Below are 20,148 nucleotides of genomic sequence, written 5' to 3'. Positions count from 1 at the left end.
ACATCCTCATGCGCAGGCCCTTCCGTCCATCGGGCGGATGCCGTCGAGCGCGCGAGACGATCCGTCACCGCGCCATTCGCGATGCTCGGCCCCCACGTCCCAGGAGATGTAGGAGGCGGCGCGCAGGGCGGCGACGTCGTCATCCGAGAGCGTCGCCCGAAACACCGTGCCGCCTGATACGCGGCGCTGGGTCAGCGTGATCGTCGCGAGCTTGCGATGGCGCGACGAGAAGACGTCTAAGACCACGCCGCCCGCATAGTCGAAGAGGAAGGCGGGGCCGTTCGGCGAGCGCGCTTCATAGCCTTCGGCGCTGTCGATGAAGCCGCCGCTCGTGAAGCCGCCATAACCCATGTGGTAGCGGCCGCCATTGCAGAAGACGTAGAGCGCGTGGGCTTCGGTGTTGTCGGGCGCGTAGGCGCGCGAGGCGTCGCCGAGCAGGCGCCAGACGGTCGATGTGCGGCGCGGCTGCGTCGCCTCGGCGTCGGGCCGCCCGACCTGGCCGCCGTTGAGATAGGGATTGAGGGTGCCGACCTGGGCTGCGGCCGAGCCGGCGAAGGCGGACACGGCAAGGGCCATCGCCGCCATGATGTGGCGTTTCATGCTTCTCTCCAAAAAGGACGAGCGGCTCAGCCCCAGGCCGCTCCAGTTAGCGGGCGGCCTTAGCCGCCCTGACGCTGCCGCTCTTCTTGCTGACGACGCGCTGCGGCGGCGGCCTCCTGCGCCTGCGTGTCGCTCATGCCCTGCCGCTTGAAATCGTCTTCGCGCAGCTGCGGGTTCTGCGAGCCGAGATTGCCCGCCCAATTGCTGTCGTGAGGCACTTTGATCGCTCCATTGGCAACGACCGATATTCAGTCGATCCGTAGAATGTGAATCACATCCCACACAGCGAAGCCAATGAAATTCTACTGATCGTGCGTTCAACCGATCCGTAGGAACAGCGCACGCTCCACGGCGTGAGCAAGGATGCCAACCTCAAAGTACTGGGCGCACGGATCAGGGAGCTGCGCCGCGAGCGTGGCCTGACCCAGGAGGAGCTTGCCGAACGCGCCGGACTGCATTCGCGCTACATCAGCCGCGTCGAACTCGGTGACGCGAATTTCGGTGTCAGCGTGCTGTTCGACTTAGCGAAGGGTTTGGGCATATCTGCTTCTGAGCTGGTGAACCTCGGGTCGAGAGGGGTTCGCAACGTCCGATAGTTCTGGCAACGTTCCAGCGTGACTATTGCATCGACCAACGCCTTGACCTCGTCCTATCCGCTTCACCTTCTGGGTTGGAAGGCGTTTCAAGACCTATGCGTCGCCGTCGCGGAGGAGTGCCTTAAGCGACCCGTCCAGAAGTTCCTGCCGACAAATGATGCTGGTCGAGATGGTGCCTTCCTGGGCACGTGGGATCAGCCCGATTCACACGCTGGACAGTCAACGATCCAATGTAAGTTCACGTCTAACCCATCGACAAACCTGACGCTGTCGATGCTCAGCGACGAACTGCCAAAGGCCGCAGCCCTCGCCTCCAAAGGTCTGGCAGACGACTACATTATCCTCACGAACCATGGCGTGACGGGTGCTAGCGATATCGCCATCAAGGCCGCATTCGAGAAGGCCGGCGTTAAGCGCTGTCGCGTTTTCGGTCTCGATTGGATCGACCAGCAGATACGTGGCTCAGCTCGCCTGAGAATGCTTGCACCCAGGCTCTACGGCCTAGCGGATTTGACCGGCCTGCTCGATGAGCGAGCATATCAGCAGGCCCAGCTAATCCTGTCGGCAATGGGTGACAGTCTTCAACGACTTGTCGTCACCGACGCCCATCGTAAAAGCGTCCGCGCGCTCAATGAGCATAGCTTCGTGCTTTTGCTGGGCGCGCCCGCTGCGGGAAAATCGACCATTGGGGCCAGCTTGGCACTAGGCGCTGCGGATCTCTGGGGAAGTTCGACGATCAAGGCCACGTCGCCTCAGGATATCCAGAAACATCTCGCCCCAGGCGAGAAGCAGTTTTTCTGGGTCGATGACGCGTGGGGCAGTACCCAGTACCAGCGCGAGACAAGCGAGGCTTGGAATCAGACGTTCCCTCTGATCCACGGCGCGATGAGAGAGGGAACGAAGTTTCTTTTCACTTCCCGCAGCTACATTTGGGTAGCGGCCAGGCGAGACTTGAAGCTCGCGTCACTCCCCGTCCTCGCCAAAAGTCACGTCGTCATCGACGTGCAGAAGCTCACGACGCCCGAGAAGGCCCAGATCCTCTACAACCACGTGAAGCTGGGTGATCAGCCCTCGAAATTCCGGTCGGCCCTTAAACCCCTTTTACCGGAGATCGCCAAGCGCGATGACTTTTTGCCGGAGGTCGCTCGGCGGCTTGGCAGTGCTTTTTTTGCCGGAAATCTTGTTCCTAGGATCGATACCGTCAGCGCGTTCTTCGAGCGCCCCGAAGCTTTCCTCGTAGAAACGATCGAAGCCCTAAGCCGCAGCTCTCAAGCCGCTATCGCCTTGGTGTTCTTGAATGGTGGGCGCACTCCATCGCCGGTGGAGGGACCTATGCTCGAAACCGCCGTTTCAGCTTTCGGCACTACGCCGGCGACGTGTAAGGCCGAGATGACCGCACTGGACGGCAGCCTGCTTCTCCTCGCTCAGGGCGAGGAGGGGCCGTACTGGACTTACAAGCATCCCACGGTCGGCGACGCCTTCGCGACCTTTGTCGCCAAAGACCCTGAACTCGTGCAGCTCTACCTCCAGGGTGCGAGGGCTGACACCATCTTGCGTGAAGTCGTCTGCGCGGGCGAGACGGTCTACGGCGCTCCGGTCGTGGTGCCCAATCAACTGCATGGCCTTTTGGCCGACCGGATCGGTGCCCTCTCAGCATCACAACTCATCAGCTTTCTGTCGTATCGCTCAAATGCCGCCTTCTCGGCGCTGATCCTCAGTCGGCGGCCTGACATTTTCGAGCGGCTGACATCCTTCTTCACACCCATAAAGGACGACATGGATGCTCAGCTGGTCGCCAAGCTGCACGCGCAGGGCTTGCTTCCGGAAGAGATCAGGTTGGGCTTTGTCGAACGGCTCAGTGACGCCGCGGCCGAAGAGGCAGATTCTAGCTTCCTTGAGGACGAGGACATCGGCGCCGTCTTAACCGACGGCGAGCGGGAAGCGCTTTTAGATCGGATCGACCACGAGGTTCTCCAGCATCTCGACAGTCACGTTGATCGGCTGCGTGACGGCTGGGATAGCGACTATCCGCCCGACGACTATTTCGACGACTTCAGACGGTCGATAGGAAAATTCGTAGAGGCGCGAAGCGACAAGGTGGATCCCGCTCCGATCCTGGCGCGGATGAGTTCCGAAGTGCGTTTTGCGGTTTCGTCGATGGAGGAGGACTATCAGCCTTCGTCGACAGCATCCGCCCCCACGCAGCAGTCCGCACCCAACACCGAGCCGCTGGTCGAGATGTTTCGGGACGTCGATGAATGATCTAGTTCGTTGCACAGAAAGTGAGAATTGCCTCGCAGAGCCGCTCAAGTGTCTGCGGAGGTTTTCCGGCTGCATGCGCCTCCTGCAAACGCGCCCCAATGTGGACGGTGTTTTTGTGCAGTCCGCCAGCTCCACCACATAGCTGGGAAGCGGTCGTGCCGAACTTCTCCCAATCGGCTTTCCCCACATCCTCTTTGAGAGATTTACCTAGGTCAAAGGGCCAAACCGCAAAGTTCGCCCCCCAAATAGATTGGTCAGGAAACGCCTCCATTTCCGTGCCAGTCAGCTGTTTGAGGAGCGCCTTGTTGTCTCCTTCGTGAGCGATGCGGCGACTATTCGCGACGATGGGATCGTCGTTATGCAGTTTGTCGCCATCCGCATCGAAAATCACGAAAGTGGGGATAGAGAGATTGGAAGCGACTATCAGGGGCTGGAGAATCTCACTCTTTCCGTTGACCGCAACGATGTGACAGCTCGAAGCTCTAAATCGGTCCCACCGACCAGAAATCACCATCCACGCATTGATATAGGCGAGGTCTTCGAGGCCTTCGACCAAAACTAGCCTCGACGTGAAGAACATCTCATTGAGGGACGGCTGTAAAACCTGGTGCAACTTCGCGAGAACGCCTTTAGGGGCGACTGCCTGCTTGCCGGTGACGGCAGCCGTCTGCGCCGAAATAGCCGCCAAAGAAACGCTGTGAACGGAGGAAGCTCCATCAACGGATGACTTTCTCACCAGACGCACATCCTCAAATGTCGTCCCATCGACGAACAGCGGGCTGTGCGTCGAAACAATCACCTGACTTGAACCAGCGCTTAGCTTCTGGAGAACCGCTGCAAGGTGCCGTGCCTGCGGCGGATGCTGATAGAGTTCAGGCTCTTCGCATCCGAGTACGAGTGTTGGGGCGCCTTCATCGTCTTCGAGCGTGGCGAGTCCTTGAAGCAGAGCGATGATGTACGAACGCTGCATACCGTGCCCGAAGCGGGAAATGCGCCCTTCAAACTCACCATCGCCGGTCAGTAGCTTCGCGAGCGGCTCCTCGACACGCACAGCATTCTTTGGATCTTGATGCCATTCCAGCTTAGCCGTCGCTTCGGGATGGGACCATTCGGCCAAGCGCGTTTGAAGTTCCGCAGAAATGTCATCCAGGACCGATTGCTCTGCGCCAATCAAATCGCGATATGCTGCTTCGGCATCTTCCCTGAGCTTTTTCAAACTTTCGGAGAAGTTCACTTTGGACCGGACTGTTCTCGCGAGAAGCCTGCCTAACGCAGAGTTCTTCACTTCGTCCTGTTCTCCAGACGCATCTTTGACGGCTGGAATGTAAACCCACTGAACATATTTTCTCATCCTGCCGGCGGCTTGGCTAACGCCGTAGAATTGATCCTCGCTTGGGATCAGAACACACTGTCCAGGTGCGGCTGTCTCGAACTCGCGTAATGCGGCGGCCATATCGGCCATGCTCGATGCGGCTTTCAAACCTGAGTGCTTTTCTCGAAGTCCGGCAAAAATCGCCTTGAGTTCAGGGGCTTTTGCGCCATTCGATTCACGTTCGAAGTAGAATCGAAATTCTTCCATTCCGAGGCGATTGCCATACTGTTTCACCACAGCATGACCGGCACCCTCATCGAAAATTGCGCGGGCGGTCACAATGAGTGAGCCGTTGCGGAAATAGGCTGCAAAATCCTCCTGTGCCTCGGCGCTAAGATCGACGAATTTTACGGTGATCTCGATAGGCTGAGACACGTCCTTCTTGTGAAAATCTTCTTTGTCGAGCTGACTCAGATTTGTGGTTGCGCTCTCATTCTCTCGAAAGAAAATATTGAGCGCGCAAAGGACGGTCGATTTCCCTGCACCGTTCGCCCCGACTAAACAGCAGTAGCGACCCACATCTATCTGGGCATGCTTGATCGCACGCAGATTCTTTATTTCAATCGATTCAATTCGCATGCTGCCCCACTCCAACGAGGAGCTTAGCGGGTTCAAATCACGCGATGCAACCTGCTGTGGATTGTATGGTGCGGGCGGTGGGACTCGAACCCACATGGGCATACGCCCGACGGATTTTCATACCACTTCGACTTTCGCCGCCGCCCAAGTTGGGCGTTCGTGGTCTGGACTATCCCTTCACCGTGGCCGGCCTGGCTGTAGGTGCTGCCCGTCTAGTCTCTACACCTTCCCCTGTCGGGGCTTGGCTCGGGATTGCCACTTTCGAGGTTTCCCCGACTTTGAGCAGTTCTGCACCGGCGGTTTCCCGTCGGGCACTCAATCGTCTCGGCTTAAGTCCGTTGCGTCTACCAATTCCGCCACGCCCGCATCGCCGAGGTCAGCTTAGCGGAGTGGAGGGGTGGTCGCCAAGGGCGATTTCCAGCGCCGAGAGGCGCTATTCACAGGTTGGGAAGGATTAGGCTCGCTGGCGCGAGTTCTTGGCTCGCTTGCGCGAGTTTTAAGGGGCTGCTTGCGCACATTGATGGCCGAAGCATCGAGCGTATTCTTCAAATGAACCGCATAGTGCTTTTCGATCATTTCGACGCTCGTGCGGCAGTTCTTGGCGATCTGATAGATGTCCGCGCCTTCCATGAGGCGCAGGCAGATATAGGTGTGGCGTAGGCTGTAGGGCGTGCGGCGATTGTTGTCGCGGTCGAAAACCAGCCCTTCTTCCTTGAGCACGGTCTTCCAAAGCTCGCGCGGAAACTTCGCGAAAATGACGTCCGTGGGCTGGCCGTTGTTGCGCTTTTTCATCCGCTGAAACGGATAGACGGCCGCCGGCATGCTCTTGCAATAGCCGGTGCCGCGCTTGCCGCGCACGTCGATATCCAGAATGCGTTCGCCGGTCGTTTCGTCCACGACGATCTCCACATCCCGATACTGGAGGCGGTACGCCTCATCGGGACGAAGGCCCGTGTTCGCCATGAAAACGATGAAGTCGAAAAGCGTCTCGCAAGACGGCTTCCATCTCTCCTTGGGCGGGTTCGCGATCCGCCGCTTCGCGGCGTCCTGGAGCTGGCGATATTCCTTCGGCGTGAACCAGGCCCTGTGCCGGATTTTCTCGCGCAGCTGAAAGGCGGGAGACAAGCTCGGCATGTAGTCGATCCATCCATGCCGAAGCGCGGTTTTGAGGATCTGGCGCAGCGTCACGATTTCCTGGTGGATCGTGTTGGGCGCGGGGCGCGTCCAGGGACGCGGTTTGGGTTTCTTACGCCCGTTGGGGAGATACTCGACAGGGCCAGGCTCGACAGGCGGCGGCTCGGTATGGCGGTGCATACGATAGGCGTGGATCGTGCCCGTCTTGATGTCTTGCAATCCCATCGAACCGAAGAACGGCATGAGATGGTTCTTCACCCGCCGTTTGTGGCCGTCCACGTAGTCGCGATTGCGCAGGTGCCCGACGAGGGTTTCGTACTCTTCGAGAAACGTGTCGGCGGCCTTCGTGAAGGGCGTGCCGCGCGGCTTGATCCCGCCGCCCCAGCGGTTCTTCCCCTTGAGTTCCAGATACCAGTCCTCGGCCGCGTCCTGTGCTTGGGCGAGGCTTTCCTTTTTGGTGCTGAGGCGGTGTTGGCGCCCGCCAACGGTGGCTGAGCACTGCCAGTAAGGGCTTCGAGGCCGCTTAAAAATCTGAACTTCACCGCCGAGAATCTCATGCCGCGCGTGGGACATGGCCGGGGTCCTTCCATGCGTAAAAGTGCGCTAATGGTGCGCTACTAAAACACGGTTACATATTAACACAAAAATCTTGAAAAATCAAGACTTTGACATCCATATGTAGGACTATAGTCGGCTTTTTAAGTCGCTTGCGTCTACCAGTTTCGCCACGCTCGCAGGCGGCTATTGCGCCGTTCTTAAGGCCCGAAAATCCACGTCCGAGTTGGCCAGTAGCCACAGGAAGGCGGCCCAGGCGGCGACGTTCTGGTCCATGGCCTCGGGGTCGATCCGGTCCAGCACGTCGTCGGCGGTGTGGTGCCAGTCGAAATAGTCAGTGCCGTCCTGGTTCAGGCGGAAGGCCGGGACGCCCATCGCCACGGTCGGGCCGGTGTCGGGGCCGCCGCCGGTCGCCGGGGCGCCGTCCCAGATGACGCCCAGCGGCGCCAGCACGGCCATGGCCGCCTTCTGGAAGTCGGTGTTTCCGGCGCCCGCCGGCAGGGCCAGGCTGTAGATCGGCCCCGCGCCGAAGTCGCTTTCGCTGATGGCGACGTGGTTCGGCATCGCGTCGCGGCGGCGCTCGGCATAGAAGCGCGCGCCGGCGAGGCCCTGCGCGGGCGGCGGCTGGCTGACTTCTTCAGCGCCCCACCAGACCACGCGGATCGTGCGGCGCGGCTTGACCGGCATGTCGGCGATCAGAGCCAGGGCCGCGGCGGTGATGGCCACGCCCGCGCCGTCGTCGATGGCGCCGGTGCCCAGATCCCAGCTGTCGAGGTGGCCGCCGATGACGATGACCTCGTCGGGGTTCGTGCCGACCACTTCCCCGATGACGTTCTGGGACCTGCTCTCGCGACCGTATCCGCTGGTGGACGTCAAGCGCAGTCGGATCGGCTGGTCGGACCGGGCCACGATGCGGCGCACCTGGTCCGCGTCGGGCGGGCTTATGGCGAAGGCCGGAATCTGACCCTCGCCGACCGTGGTCGCGCCGGCGTGAGCGAAACGGTGGTCATGGGTGCCCAATGAGCGCAGAACGAACGCCACGGCGCCGCGCCTGCCGGCCTCGATCGGCCCTCGCCCCCGGATCGGCGAGGTGGCGCCGTAGCCGCGCCCGTCCTGCGCCTGCACCGTGTCCTGCAGAACCATGGCGATCTTGCCGGTCAGCGAGCCCTCGGGCGCGTCCAGCAGCTGCTGGAAGGTCTCGAACACCACGACTTCGCCCTCGATGCCGCCGCGCGGCGTGGCGGGCGAACCGCCCAGCGCGACGACCACCAGCGGCTGGGGGAACGGCGCGAGAATCTCGGCCGTCGCCGTGCCGCGCTCCCAATAGGCCAGCGGAAAGCTCTCGACCTCGACGTTGGCGAAACCCAGCTCGCGGAACAGCTCGGCGCCCCAGGCGGCGGACGCCTGCTCGGCCGGCGACCCGGCCAGGCGCGGGCCGAACCGCGTGGTCAGGTCGCCGACGATCTCATAAGCCGGGTTGTCGGCCAGGGCCCGGTCACGCATTTGCGCGGCCTGGGCCACCACCTCGGGCGACTGGGCCAGAGCGGGCGACGTCGACAGGGCGGCGACGCCGACGATCGCAGCGAGCAAGTGAAGGGAACGCATCCGACCTCCGGGAACCAAAGCCGCCCGACCCTAGTCGCGCGGCACGACGGGGTGAAGCCATGTCCTGCGCCACGATGCGGCCGAAATATGAGCGGCCACTGACGCCATGCGCGCGCTCGTTTCCCTGATGGCGATCTCCCTCGCGGCCTGCGGACCTGCGCCGCAACCCCTCGAACAGGACCGGCCCGCGGAGATCGCCGCGCGGGAACGACCGGCCGACCTGAGCGGTGAATGGCTGCTGGTCGAGATGAACGGACGACCTGCGCCCCGGGCGCGCGATCCGCAGGACCACGACCATCCCATCACGGCCAGCGTCGGCGCGACGAGTTTCCGCGCGCAGTCGCAGTGCGTGCCGATCTGGCGGCGCTATCGCCTTTCGGACGGCGTTCTCGCCATGTCGGACCTGAACCCCGGACCCATGTGCGCGCGAGGCCTGTCGCAATGGGAAACGGAGTTCGGGCGCACGCTTTCGGCCGTCGACCGGGTCGAGCGGACGGCAGACCGCCTGGTGCTGACCGGACCCGACGCCCGACTGGTGTTCGAGGCCGCGCCCGAGCGCCCCCAGCCCCGCTTCGTCGGCCGGTGGCGTCTGCATGCCGTGCATGGGCGGCCGCCGGGCGGCGCGCCGCTGGAGATCGAGGTGTCCGAAGACGAGATTCGGACCAACGTCTGCGTCCTGGCCGGCTGGCGCTACCTGCAGGAAGGGCCGCTGCTGGAGACGACGCCGATCGGCGAGGCCGTCTGCGAACGCACCCTGACGCCCGAGGAGGCGCGCTTCGGCGCCTTCATGGATCAGGCCCACCGGGCCACGCTGCTGCCGGACGGCGGCCTGATCCTCGACAGCCCGCGCGAGCAGTTCGAGTTTCGGCGGGTGGACTGAGGCGTCAGTCGCCGGCGGGGGTCTCGCCGTTCTGGAAATAGGGCTCGACGGGGCCCTGCAGCTTGACCGTCAGGGCCTTGCCGCGGCGGTCGACGCGGTTGCCGACGGCCAGACGGACCCAGCCTTCGGACACGCAGTATTCCTCGACGTTGGTCTTTTCCTCGCCCTTGAAGCGGACGCCCACGCCGCGCGCCAGCAGGTCGGCGTCATGGAAGGGGCTGTCGGGATCGACGGACAGGCGGTCGGGAGGGGTGTCGCTCATGGCGCGGGATTAGCCGAGGCGGGGGCCGCCGGTAAAGCCCGCGTCGCGCGACGCCCTACTCCACGGACTGGCGCGGACGCTGCTGCGGGGTCGGAGGCGTCGCGGCGGGCGGGGTTTGCGGCTGGGCGCGGGCCGGAGTGCTCTGCGGCGGGCGGCTCTGGGTGCGGCGCGGGGTCGGCGTCGGTCGCGTCGACTGCTGGCGCGACGGCGGGGTCGAGGCCCGCTGGGTCTGAGGCTGTGCGGGCGTGGTGGTCGGGGCCGTGCCTGCACCGGCGGCGGGAGGCGTCGTCGCCGGGGGCGTCGTGGCCGGTGCAGTGGTCGGCGCCGTCGCGGCCGCTGCCCGCGCGGCGAGCGGCGCGGACTGGTAGCGGGCGGCCAGCTTCTCGGTCAGGGCGCGGGCCTGGGCGGGCGGCATCTGGGCCATGATGGCGGCCAGGGTGCGCGGACGCATGGCGGCGGCGACGGGCAGCAGCACCGAATCGTCCAGCTGGGAGAAGACGGCCGCTGCCTCGCGCGGGCGCATGGCGGAGTAGACGGCGACCAGGCGGTCGGTCTCGGCCTTGGCCTTCTCGTCGACCTGACCCAGCAGGCCCTCGACCTCGCCCTTCACCTTTTCCAGCTCGGCGGTCTGTTCGGCCAGCTTCTGCTCGGCGGCGGCCAGCAGGGGCAGCATGGTGGCGAAGTCCGCGTCGCGGGCGTCCAGCTCCTTGCGGCGGTCGCCCAGCGAGGAGATGACGCGCAGTTCGGCCGGCGAAATGCCGATCTGGGCCGCCAGCTGCTCCTCCGACAGGGCGCACACGGCGGTGGCCGGGTTGGCGTTCGGCGCGGCCGCCGCGGCGGGGGCGGCCTCCTCGGCCCAGGCCTTGGCGCCCTCGAACAGGCCGGGGGCCACGCCGATGGCGCGGACGGCGATCACGCCGCCGATCGCGACGGCGGCCAGGGGCAGGATGCGGGGCAGCTTGCTCATTCGGATGCGCGCCCTCCTCAGGCGGCGAACAGGTCGTCGTCCTGGGCTCGCACGGGCCGGTTAGGGTTCCGTTCCGACACAGGGTTAGCGGTCATGGCACGCACGATGGCGGCGACGTCGTCCCGTCCGGCGCCGACGCCCGGACCGGCCAGCGCCTGGATGCGCTGGGCCAGCGAGGCCATGCGGTCGGCGGGTTCGGCGGGGGGCGTGCTTTCCCTCCCCTTCATGGGGAGGGAGGACGGCGGCAAGGCCGACGTCCTGGTGGGGTGCGAAAGGGCCGGGGCGCGTTCGGACGTCGCCCCACCCTGACCGGCTGACGCCGGTCTTCCCTCCCCATGAAGGGGAGGGAGAGTCCGAGCCTCGCCCCGCGCGATCAGCCGCTCCAACTCGCCCTTGAGCTCGCGGGCGCGCACGATGCGGTCGTGCAGCAGGTCGGTCTCCTGACCGGCGGCCCGGAGAGAGGACAGCGCCGCCTCGGCGCGGCCGGCGGCCTCGTTCAGCTCGGTCACCGCGCCGGCGAAGGCCAGCTGGCCCTCGCGCAGGACCTTCAGCCGCCGCTCCAGCCGCACGCCGAAGGCGATGGCGCAGACCAGCAGCAGCATCAGAGCCGCGTCCATGACCAGGCCGATCATCGCAACCCTCCCTTGGTCAGCCCCGCCGCCGCGTCCTTTGAGATCGGGCGTTCGACGCGCACGGCGATGTGGGCGCCCTTTCGGCCCATCTTGCCGACCGTCAGCGGAATCTGGCCGGCGCGGATGGAGATATCGCTGTCCGGCGTGGCGTTCAGCATAAGGGTGTCGCCGACCTTGAGGTTCAGCACCGACGACAGCGGCGCCTGCTGCTCGTCCAGCACGGCGCGGACCTCCGTCTGGGTGGTCCAGAGCTCGCTGGCCAGGTGGCCTTCCCAGATGTTGTCGCGCCCGAACTTCTCGCCCATGAACTGCTGCAGCAGCATCTTCCGGATGGGCTCCAGCGTGGCGTAGGGCAGAAGCAGTTCGATGCGCCCGCCGCGGTCCTCCATGTCGACGCGCAGCTTCACCAGGATGGCGGCGTTGGCCGGGCGCGCGATGGCGGCGAAGCGGGGATTGGTCTCGAGGCGATCCAGATTGAAGTGGACCGGCGTCAGCGGCTCGAACGCCTGCTGGGCGTCGTGCAGGACCACCTCGACCATGCGCTGCACCAGCACCCGCTCGATCGTGGTGTAGGGCCGGCCCTCGATGCGCAGGGCGGCGGTGCCGCGCCGACCGCCCAGCAGAACGTCGACGATCGAATAGATCAGGTTGGAGTCGACCGTCAGCAGGCCGTAGTTGTCCAGCTCCTCGGCCCGGAAGACCGCCAGAATGGCCGGCAGCGGAATGGAGTTCAGATAGTCGCCGAAGCGGATCGAGGAGATGTTGTCCAGCGACACCTCGACGTTGTCGGAGGTGAAATTTCGCAGCGACGTGGTCATCAACCGCACCAGGCGGTCGAAGACGATCTCCAGCATAGGCAGCCGCTCGTAGCTGACCAGGGCCGAGTTGATGATTGCGCGGATGCCGGTGCGTTCGGCCGAGTCGTCGTCTCCAAGGTCGAAGCCCAGAAGGCTGTCGATCTCGTCCTGGTTCAGCACGCGCTCGGGCATCAGCCCGCCGCGGTCGGGTTCGCCGCCGAAGCCGTCCGACGCCTCCAGATCGTCCGCCTGGGCCGCCGCCGTCATTGGACCAGCATCTCTTCGATCAGAACGGCGTCGATCTTGCCGGGGGCCAGGATCAGGTTGACCCGCCGCGTCAGTTCGGCGCGCAGCTGGAAGCTGGCGGCCGAGCCCTGCAGCTCCTCGGGTCGCAGTTCGCGCAGGAAGCCCTGCAGCATGTCCTGCAGGCGAGGCATCTGGGACTGCAGCACCTCGACCTGATGGGCGTCGGTCATCTCAAGCGTAAGTTTGAGCTTCAGGTGCATGGGGCGACCGTCGGACGACTGCACGTTGGCGACCATGTCCGGCAGGGTCAAGAAGGTGACGCCGTCGGGACCTTCGGTGACCTTGCCGAGCGTCGGATCCTCTTCGGCCGCGCCGCCCTTGCCGTGACCGCCCTTGTCTTCCTTCTTGGCGTCCTTCTTGTCCTTGCCGTGGTCGCCGCCCTTCTCCTCGCCGTGCCCTTCTTCGGCCGCGGCGGGCTTGGGCTGCATCAGGAAGAAGGCCGCGCCGCCCCCGCCGCCCAGCAGCAGGACGCCGGCGCCGATGGCGATGAACAGGATCGGAAGCTTCTTCTTCTTCGGCGCGGCCTCGCCGTCGGCCGGGGCCTCGCCCTCGACGACGGCGGGAACTTCGGCCCCGCTCTTTTTCTTGCCGAACTTCAGCATCGAATCCGCCCGCCTGAGTGATGCGGTCATTTCGGCCGGACTTGGTTAACGTGCCGTTTAGAACCGGCAGAAGCTGCCGGGCGCCGGCCGCACGATCGCGCGCAAATCCAGCAAATCCGGGGGCGGGCCCGTTGGCATGCCGGTTGCGAAGAGGTCGGGCGAAAGGAGCCGCCCGTGGAAAACGCCGCCTATGTCGGACTGTCCCGCCAGATGACCCTGCGCCGCGAACTCGACGTCGTGGCCAACAACATCGCCAATGCGGAGACCACCGGCTTCAAGGTCGAACAGCTGCTGGTCGGCACCGAGGTGGGTGAGCGCGCCCGCAACGACGCGGTACGCCCGGGCGTCAGCTTCGTGCTGGATAAGGGTCTGGGCCGCGACTATTCGCAGGGCGCGCTGGAGCAGACCGACCGCACCCTGGACTTCGCCATCGAGGGCGAAGGCGCCTTCTTCGTGGTGCAGGACGGCGCGGGCGAGGCCTACACCCGCGACGGCGCCTTCACCCTGGGTCCGGAAGGACGGCTGGTCACCGGTCAGGGGCTGGCGGTGCTGGGCGACGGTCAGGAGATCCTGTTCGATCCGGCGCTGGGCTCCCCCTCCGTCGCGGCCGACGGGACGATCAGCCAGAACGGCGTGCAGGTCGGTCGTCTGACCGCCGTGCGTTTCGACGCCCTGTCGGTGCTCGAGAAGGGCGGCGACGGTCTGTACCGCAACACCTCAAACGCCGCGCCCTTGGAAGCGGCCGACGCCCGCATCCACCAGGGCATGCTGGAGGGATCCAACGTCAACCCGATCCTGGAGATCACCAATCTGATCGAGATCCAGCGCGCCTACGAGCGGATCACGAAGATGATCGAAAACGCCAACGACCTGTCGCGCCGCTCCGTCGAGCGGCTGGGCAAGGTCAGCTAAGAGAGGGAGCCCCGCATGCGCGCTCTTCGCACCGCCGCCTCGGGCATGGCCGCCCAGCAGACGAACGTGGAGGTCATCTCCAACAACATCGCCAACATGAACACGGTGGGCTACAAGCGCCAGCGGGCCGAGTTCCAAGATCTGCTGTATCACAACGTCGAGCGCATGGGCGCGACCTCGTCCAGCGCAGGCACCGTGGTGCCCACCGGCATCCAGATCGGCGCGGGCGTGAAGACCGGCAGCGTGTACCGCATCACCGAACAGGGCACGCCGACCCAGACGGGCAACCGCTTCGACCTGGCCATCGAAGGCAAGGGATACTTCCAGATCACTCTGCCCTCGGGCGAGACCGCCTTCACCCGCGCGGGCAATCTGAGCCTGAACGGCCAAGGCCAAGTCGTGACCGACGACGGCTATCTGCTTAATCCGCAGATCAGCATCCCGCAGGACGCGGTCGACGTGTCGATCTCGCGCACCGGTGAAGTGCAGGTCATCACCCAGGGCGCGACGGAGCCGCAGGTCGTCGGCACCATCCAGATCGCCACCTTCTTCAACGAGGCGGGGCTGGAAGCCGTCGGCGACAACCTGTTGCTGGAAACGGCCGCATCCGGCCCGGCCACCGTCGGCACACCGGGCGACCCCGGTTTCGGCGAGCTGCTGCAAGGCTACACCGAGGCGTCCAACGTCGACGCAGTGGCGGAGATCAGCGCCCTGATCATCGCCCAGCGGGCCTATGAGATGAACTCCAAGGTCATCTCGACTGCCGACGAGATGATGTCCGTCTCCGCGCAGGTGAAGTCGTGATCCGCGCCCTGATCGCCGCTGCGGCGCTGTTGATCGCAGGTCCAGCGCTGGCCACCGACGTCACGCTGAAGGCCAATCCCGTCGACGACGACGGCCAGGTCACCCTGGGCGAGGTGTTCGACGGCGCGGGGGCCGCGGCCTCCGTCGTCGTCGCGCGTCGCGCGGGACCGACCGTTGTGATCGAGGCCGGCACGCTTCAGGCGAGCGCCCGCCGCGCCGGTCTGGTCTGGACCAATCCGCAGGGTCTGCGTCGCGTCGTGGTGCGCGAGGGCGCGCCGACCGCTTCCGGCGCCGCCACCCCCAGTTCCGCCCGCCGCGCCGGGTCGACCGTCGAGGCCCTGACCTATGCCCGCAGCATCGCCGCCGGCGAGGTCATCCAGCCCGAGGACGTGATCTGGGCCCCGATGCAGAGCCACCTAGTCCCCGCCGGCGCGCCGCAGAACGTGGACGTCGTGGTCGGCATGTCGGCCCGCCGCGCCCTGCGCTCCGGCGCCGCGGTCCAGCCGAACGACCTGACCGCGCCCAAGGTGATCAGTCGCAACGAGATGGTCACCGTCACCTACACCGCCCCGGGCGTCACCCTGACCGTCACCGGCCGGGCCCAGCGCGACGCCGCCCGCGGCCAGCCGGTGGCGATCACCAACCTGCAGTCGGGCCGCACCATCGACGCCGTGGCCGTCGGTCCCGGCCGCGCGGTCGCCGGACCCGCCGCCCAGGCCGCCCGTTCCAATCCCCAAGCGTTCCAGTGATGGGAAGTCCGCACATGCGCCTGAAGATCCTCGTCGCCGCCCTGCCCCTGATGGCGCTCGGCGCCTGCTCCACCGCCATGGAGGCCGTGCGCGGGCCCGAGCTGGCCCCCATCGGCTATCCGGCCGCCCTGGTCCCAGTCGAGCAGCAGTATCTGCCGGCCCCGCAGACCGGCCATGGCGCGAGACCGCAGTCGACCAGCGCCAACAGCCTGTTCGCCGGATCGTCGCGCAGCTTCTTCGGCGACCAGCGGGCACGCCGCGTCGGCGACATCCTGACCATCCAGATCGACATCGACGACCGGGCCCAGACGTCCAACAGCACGACGCGCAGCCGATCCAACGACATCTCGGCCGGCGTCTCGAACTTCTTCGGGCTGGAGAACAGTCTCGGCCAGGCTTTCCCGGGCGGCTTCGACCCGCAGAACATGGTGGGCATGGGCGGCGAGTCGAACGCTCAGGGCACGGGCAGCGTGAACCGGTCGGAGCGGGTCAACCTGACCATCGCGGCGGTTGTCACCGCCGTCCTGCCCAACGGCAACCTGGTGATCCAGGGGCGGCAGGAAGTGCGCACCAATCGTGAGGTCCGCGAACTGACCGTCGCCGGCATCGTCCGGCCCGAGGACATCTCGTCGGCCAACGTCGTCCAGCACGACCAGATCGCCGAGGCGCGCATCAGCTACGGCGGTCGCGGCGACATCAGCCGGGTCCAGGCAACGCCGGCCGGGCAGTCGCTGGTGGAGCGCTTCAGTCCTTTTTAACGGGGCGCTGCTCGAAGCTCGGCGTCTCGCCGCTTGAGCGCGGGCGTGGTGACGAAGACGTGGTGGCCCTGCCCTCAACGGCCACGCTGAAACTCTTGACGGAAACCCGCGTTTGATCGGCAGACGCGAGGTTTTTGCCATGCTGAAGTACCTGATCCCCGTCGCCGCCACCGTCGCCTTCGCCGCCTTCGCGGCGCAGAGCCGGTCAGAGGCCGTGATCGACGAGACGCCGGTTGACGGTCGGCTGGCCTGGCACCTGAGCCACGAAGGCGAAATGGCCAAGCTGGCCTATGGCGTGGCGCACTCCGATCAGATCGTCATCATGTTGACCTGCGCCCCCGGCGACGCCCGAGTCCAGGCGTTCGGCGTCGTGACGCCTGCCGGCGTGGCCGTCGAAGAGGGGTCCGTTCCCGTCGACCCCCTGACCGGCTTGGCCATGACCGATGTGGCGGTGGACGTGAACTCCCACGCCCTGTCTTCGCTCCGCGACGGCGCCGCCCTGCCTGTGGTCGGCGAAGCCGGGCAGGCCGATCTGCCGGTCACGCAAGGTGACAAGGCCGTGATCGACGGCTTCTTCGCCCACTGCGGCGCGACGCGGGCCTGAGGGTCTGCTAGCTTGACCGTTCAGCCGGGGGGCCGGACATGATCCTCGCCATCATCGCCGCCGTCGGCGCATTGACGCTCCAAGGGCCACGCGACGGGTGGACCTGGACGCTGTACGAAGATGGCCGAAGCCTGACGCTGGCCAATGAGATCCCCGACACGGAGCATCTGCGCGTGACGCTGGAATGCGAAGCCGGGTCGGGCGCCGCGACGGTCCGCCTGTACAGCTTCGGCCAGGCGGCGGAGTTTTCCCAGTTGCGCGCCGGCCGGGCGACGGCGCAGTCGCAGTCCGACGCGGACGCAGACGGCTCGCTCGGCGTCGGTCTGCGCATCGACCACCCCGTGTTCGCAGCCTTCAGCTCGGGCGGTCGTCTCGACGTGAACTCGGGCGGGCGCTCGGGCGCCGTGGCCGTGGGCCGCGCCGATCTTGCCAAGCTGCGCCGGTTCGGAGAACTGTGTGCGGGCTGACGCGCAGAGGTTCCCCATGTCGCCCATCCGCCTGTCTCTGCTGGGGCTCGCCGCCCTCTCGGCAGCCGCCTGCGCGTCGGTGGATCCGGGAACCCCACTGCCGACCGACTCCTCGGGTGCGCCTCAGCCGCTGGCCGACCACGACTGGTTCGCGGCGACCGACGAGGGCGTCGCGCATCTGACTTATGGCCGCGCCGAGAGCGACGACGTCTGGCTGACGCTGAGCTGCGCTCCGGGGTCGGGACGCCTGGCGCTGACGCAATACTCCGGTCCCGACGACGCGACGCGCATCGCGCTGGAGTCCGGCGGGGAGACCGAGGCTTGGCCCGCAACGCGCGAACCGGACGAGATGAACGGCGGCGTCTATCTGACGGCGAACGCTCAGGCCGATACTCCGGTCTTCCTACGCTTCCGCCGCGTGGGCTGGCTGGCCGCCTACGGCGACGGCTGGCGCGAAGTCATGGCGGCGCAGCCCGGGTCTGCCGGTCGCGTCGAGCGCTTCTTCGCCGACTGCGGCTGACTTGACCCCGGCCTGACCGCCGACGCACCCTCTCCGCCGACGAGGGGGAACCACCATGCACCGCACCGCCATCACCGCCGGAGCCGCCGCCCTGCTGCTCGCCGCCTGCGCCGCCGACGGGCGCGTCATGGCGCCGACGGAGGCCGTCCAGCCCGCCGTCACCCCGCTGTCGGCGCTGATCGCCGACTATGAGACCTTCCTGCGCCGCAACGACCCGATCACGGCCGGTCAGGAGGGCGACGCCGCCGCCCAGGCCCGCCTGCCGGACAACAGCCGCGCGGCCGAGTTGGTCCGTCGTCCCGAACTGGTCGGCTTCAAGGCCCGGCTGGACGCCATCGACCCCACCGCCCTTTCCCTGGACGACCGCATCAACCACGCCCTGCTGGACCGGCTGATCACGCGCGAGATCGAGGGCATCGATCTCGACACCGGCCGTCTGGCCTTCAACTCCGAAGGCGGAGTCGGTCAATCGCTGGGTTACTTCGCCTCGGTCACCCGCATCGCCACGAAGCAGGACGCCGAGAACTGGCTGGCGCGGATGGCGGCCGTCCCCGAGGCCTACGCGGCGTCCACGGCCAACGCCCGGCGCGGGCTGGACACCGGCATGACCCAGCCACGCTCCGTCGTCGTCAGCGCCATCTCCTTGGCCGAGACCGACGCGGCGATGACCCTCGACCGCGATCCCCTGATGCGGCCGTTCGCGACGCTGCCCGCCTCGATCTCCGCGACGGACCAGGCCGAACTGCGCGTTCGGGCCCAGGCCATCGTCGCCGACCGGGTCATGCCGGCCCGGCGCGCGTGGCTCGATTTCCTGAAGACCGACTACCTGCCCCGCGCCCCCGAGGCCCCCGGCCTGGGCCTGAAGCCCGGCGGGCGCGACATGTACGCGTGGTTGGTGAGCGGCTACACGACCACGGAGATGACGCCCGATCAGGTCCATGAACTGGGCCTGCGGGAGGTCGCCCGCATCCGCGCCCGCATGGACTTCGAGATGCGCGCCGCCGGCTGGACCGGCGACTTCGCCGGCTTCCTGACCTTCCTGCGCACCGACCCGCAGTTCTACGCGACCAGCCGCGAGCAGTTGCTGGAGAAAGCGTCGGAGATGTCCAAACGGGCCGACGACGGCCTGCCCGCCCTGTTCGGCACCCTGCCCCGCACCCCCTACGGCGTACGCCCCGTGCCGGTCGAGATCGAGGAGCGCTACACCACCGGCCGCTATTTCCCCGGCTCGCTCAAGGGCGGCGTCGCCGGAGGCTACATCGTCAACACCGGCAAGCTGGACCAGCGGCCGCTTTACGAACTGCCGGCCCTGACCCTGCACGAGGCGGTGCCGGGCCATCACCTGCAGATCGCCCTGCAGCAGGAAGCCGAGGCCCAGCCCTATTTCCGGCGCGCCGCCGACGTCACCGCCTTCACCGAGGGCTGGGGCTTGTACGCCGAATTCCTGGGCGAGGAGATGGGCTTCTATCGCACGCCTTACGAGCGGTTCGGCCGCCTGTCCTACGAGATGTGGCGCGCCTGCCGGCTGGTGGCCGACACCGGGATGCACTGGAAGGGCTGGTCGGTGGAACAGGCCCGCGCCTGCTTCCGCGATAACTCCGCCCTGGCCCCGCACAACATTGAGACGGAGTTGCAGCGCTACGTCGGCTGGCCCGGTCAGGCCACGGCGTACAAGGTCGGAGAGATCCGTCTCCGTGACGTCCGTTCGCGGGCCGAGGCCGCGCTGGGCGACCGCTTCGACGTCCGCCGCTTCCACGACGCCCTGCTGGTCGACGGCCCCCTGCCGCTGGACCTGCTGGACCTGCGCATGGACGCGTGGATCGAGGCGGAACGCGGTCGGAACTAGAGCCCCAGCTCGGCCCGCGCCTTCCTCGTCAGCTTCTGCGCGATGATCCCGTGGGCGATCGCCAGATGTTCGGCCAACTCGTCGTCCGGCCAGTCGGACGGGTCCGCCAGATGCACCCACTTCGCCCGGGCCATGTAAGGCGCGGGCCGTGCTCGGCCGCTTTCGGTCAGCACCTCGTAGGCGATGTCCGAGACCTTGAAGCTGAGCGCGCCCTCGCCGCCGACGATGGCGAACATCTTGCCTCCGACCTTGTAGACGTCGTGGTCGTCGCCGAATGAATGTTCGAGCGTCACCCCCGGCAGCGCCAGGCAGATCCTGCCCACCCCCGCGCGGTCCATC

Annotated in this window: 22 protein-coding genes; 11 read left to right on the top strand and 11 right to left on the bottom strand. The window is 66.2% G+C overall.

Features of this window, described 5'->3' with window-relative positions; all coding sequences use genetic code 11:
- Window positions 1-6: 6 nt before the first annotated feature.
- Window positions 7-585 (bottom strand): hypothetical protein, encoded by a 579-nt coding sequence (locus VGN45_RS09140; protein ID WP_327461624.1) that lies wholly within the window; start codon window positions 583-585, stop codon window positions 7-9.
- Window positions 586-659: 74 nt separating this feature from the next.
- Window positions 660-818 (bottom strand): hypothetical protein, encoded by a 159-nt coding sequence (locus tag VGN45_RS09135; RefSeq protein WP_327461622.1) that lies wholly within the window; start codon window positions 816-818, stop codon window positions 660-662.
- A gap of 135 nt (window positions 819-953) precedes the next feature.
- On the opposite strand from VGN45_RS09135, the gene VGN45_RS09130 reads away from it, so the two are divergent.
- Both VGN45_RS09130 and VGN45_RS09125 read left to right on the top strand, forming a co-directional pair.
- Window positions 954-1,196, top strand: coding sequence for a helix-turn-helix transcriptional regulator (locus VGN45_RS09130; protein ID WP_327461620.1), 243 nt, complete (start codon window positions 954-956; stop codon window positions 1,194-1,196).
- A gap of 273 nt (window positions 1,197-1,469) precedes the next feature.
- Window positions 1,470-3,458 (top strand): hypothetical protein, encoded by a 1,989-nt coding sequence (locus tag VGN45_RS09125; protein WP_327461618.1) that lies wholly within the window; start codon window positions 1,470-1,472, stop codon window positions 3,456-3,458.
- A gap of 1 nt (window position 3,459) precedes the next feature.
- Here the strand turns inward: VGN45_RS09125 and VGN45_RS09120 are convergent, their stop codons facing one another.
- The 3 genes from VGN45_RS09120 to VGN45_RS09110 all read right to left on the bottom strand — a co-directional run bounded on the left by VGN45_RS09120 (window position 3,460) and on the right by VGN45_RS09110 (window position 8,703).
- Entirely contained in the window at window positions 3,460-5,409 is a 1,950-nt protein-coding gene (locus VGN45_RS09120; RefSeq protein WP_327461616.1) for an ATP-dependent nuclease, read from the bottom strand.
- Between the two features lie 381 nt (window positions 5,410-5,790).
- Window positions 5,791-7,116, bottom strand: coding sequence for a site-specific integrase (locus tag VGN45_RS09115; RefSeq protein ID WP_327461614.1), 1,326 nt, complete (start codon window positions 7,114-7,116; stop codon window positions 5,791-5,793).
- Window positions 7,117-7,284: 168 nt separating this feature from the next.
- A complete protein-coding gene (locus VGN45_RS09110; protein WP_327461612.1) occupies window positions 7,285-8,703 on the bottom strand; it encodes a M20/M25/M40 family metallo-hydrolase in 1,419 nt (472 codons plus the stop codon).
- 106 nt (window positions 8,704-8,809) lie between these two features.
- Here VGN45_RS09110 and VGN45_RS09105 point away from each other — a divergent pair, with 106 nt between their 5' ends.
- The gene (locus VGN45_RS09105; RefSeq protein ID WP_327461610.1) at window positions 8,810-9,583 is read left to right on the top strand and encodes an META domain-containing protein; all 774 of its coding nucleotides are present in this window, start codon (window positions 8,810-8,812) and stop codon (window positions 9,581-9,583) included.
- Between the two features lie 4 nt (window positions 9,584-9,587).
- Here VGN45_RS09105 and VGN45_RS09100 read toward each other — a convergent pair whose 3' ends face one another.
- From VGN45_RS09100 to VGN45_RS09080, 5 genes are read right to left on the bottom strand one after another with little or no spacing between them, the layout of a single operon-like run.
- The gene (locus tag VGN45_RS09100; protein WP_327461608.1) at window positions 9,588-9,845 is read right to left on the bottom strand and encodes a DUF3297 family protein; all 258 of its coding nucleotides are present in this window, start codon (window positions 9,843-9,845) and stop codon (window positions 9,588-9,590) included.
- 55 nt (window positions 9,846-9,900) lie between these two features.
- Window positions 9,901-10,812 carry a MotE family protein gene (locus tag VGN45_RS09095; protein ID WP_327461606.1) on the bottom strand — a complete coding sequence of 304 codons (912 nt, stop codon included), beginning with the start codon at window positions 10,810-10,812 and terminating at the stop codon, window positions 9,901-9,903.
- A 17-nt stretch (window positions 10,813-10,829) separates the two neighbouring features.
- Window positions 10,830-11,444, bottom strand: a complete 615-nt coding sequence (locus VGN45_RS09090; protein ID WP_327461604.1) for a DUF6468 domain-containing protein — start codon at window positions 11,442-11,444, stop codon at window positions 10,830-10,832.
- Window positions 11,441-12,508: a flagellar motor switch protein FliM gene (gene fliM, locus VGN45_RS09085; protein ID WP_414643423.1), complete on the bottom strand. Its 1,068-nt coding sequence runs from the start codon at window positions 12,506-12,508 to the stop codon at window positions 11,441-11,443. The genes VGN45_RS09090 and fliM overlap by 4 nt, the downstream gene beginning before the upstream one ends.
- On the bottom strand, window positions 12,505-13,149 hold the full coding sequence (locus VGN45_RS09080) for a flagellar basal body-associated FliL family protein (protein ID WP_327461602.1): 645 nt from the start codon (window positions 13,147-13,149) through the stop codon (window positions 12,505-12,507). Before VGN45_RS09080 ends, fliM begins: the two co-directional genes overlap by 4 nt.
- Window positions 13,150-13,323: 174 nt before the next feature.
- On the opposite strand from VGN45_RS09080, the gene flgF reads away from it, so the two are divergent.
- The 8 genes from flgF (at window position 13,324) to VGN45_RS09040 (ending at window position 19,809) form a co-directional block, all read left to right on the top strand.
- On the top strand, window positions 13,324-14,061 hold the full coding sequence (gene flgF, locus VGN45_RS09075; protein WP_327461600.1) for a flagellar basal-body rod protein FlgF: 738 nt from the start codon (window positions 13,324-13,326) through the stop codon (window positions 14,059-14,061).
- Between the two features lie 15 nt (window positions 14,062-14,076).
- On the top strand, window positions 14,077-14,865 hold the full coding sequence (flgG, locus tag VGN45_RS09070) for a flagellar basal-body rod protein FlgG (protein ID WP_327461598.1): 789 nt from the start codon (window positions 14,077-14,079) through the stop codon (window positions 14,863-14,865).
- Window positions 14,862-15,614, top strand: coding sequence for a flagellar basal body P-ring formation chaperone FlgA (gene flgA / locus VGN45_RS09065; protein WP_414643422.1), 753 nt, complete (start codon window positions 14,862-14,864; stop codon window positions 15,612-15,614). The genes flgG and flgA overlap by 4 nt, the downstream gene beginning before the upstream one ends.
- A 14-nt stretch (window positions 15,615-15,628) precedes the next feature.
- Window positions 15,629-16,372: a flagellar basal body L-ring protein FlgH gene (gene flgH / locus VGN45_RS09060; RefSeq protein WP_327461596.1), complete on the top strand. Its 744-nt coding sequence runs from the start codon at window positions 15,629-15,631 to the stop codon at window positions 16,370-16,372.
- Between the two features lie 139 nt (window positions 16,373-16,511).
- Entirely contained in the window at window positions 16,512-16,976 is a 465-nt protein-coding gene (locus VGN45_RS09055) for a hypothetical protein (protein ID WP_327461594.1), read from the top strand.
- Between the two features lie 38 nt (window positions 16,977-17,014).
- On the top strand, window positions 17,015-17,443 hold the full coding sequence (locus tag VGN45_RS09050) for a hypothetical protein (RefSeq protein WP_327461592.1): 429 nt from the start codon (window positions 17,015-17,017) through the stop codon (window positions 17,441-17,443).
- A 16-nt stretch (window positions 17,444-17,459) separates the two neighbouring features.
- Entirely contained in the window at window positions 17,460-17,963 is a 504-nt protein-coding gene (locus tag VGN45_RS09045; protein ID WP_327461590.1) for a hypothetical protein, read from the top strand.
- Window positions 17,964-18,018: 55 nt separating this feature from the next.
- A complete protein-coding gene (locus VGN45_RS09040) occupies window positions 18,019-19,809 on the top strand; it encodes a DUF885 domain-containing protein (protein ID WP_327461589.1) in 1,791 nt (596 codons plus the stop codon).
- Here VGN45_RS09040 and VGN45_RS09035 read toward each other — a convergent pair.
- Window positions 19,806-20,147, bottom strand: coding sequence for an MmcQ/YjbR family DNA-binding protein (locus VGN45_RS09035; RefSeq protein WP_327461828.1), 342 nt, complete (start codon window positions 20,145-20,147; stop codon window positions 19,806-19,808). The two genes, VGN45_RS09040 and VGN45_RS09035, sit on opposite strands and share 4 nt — an antisense overlap.
- Window position 20,148: the final 1 nt, after the last annotated feature.

Source organism: Brevundimonas sp. (genome assembly GCF_035999125.1).
In the GTDB taxonomy this organism is placed as follows: Bacteria; Pseudomonadota; Alphaproteobacteria; order Caulobacterales; family Caulobacteraceae; genus Brevundimonas.
Note: the sequence above shows the minus strand (reverse complement) of the source record. Positions and strands in the feature narration are given on the sequence as shown.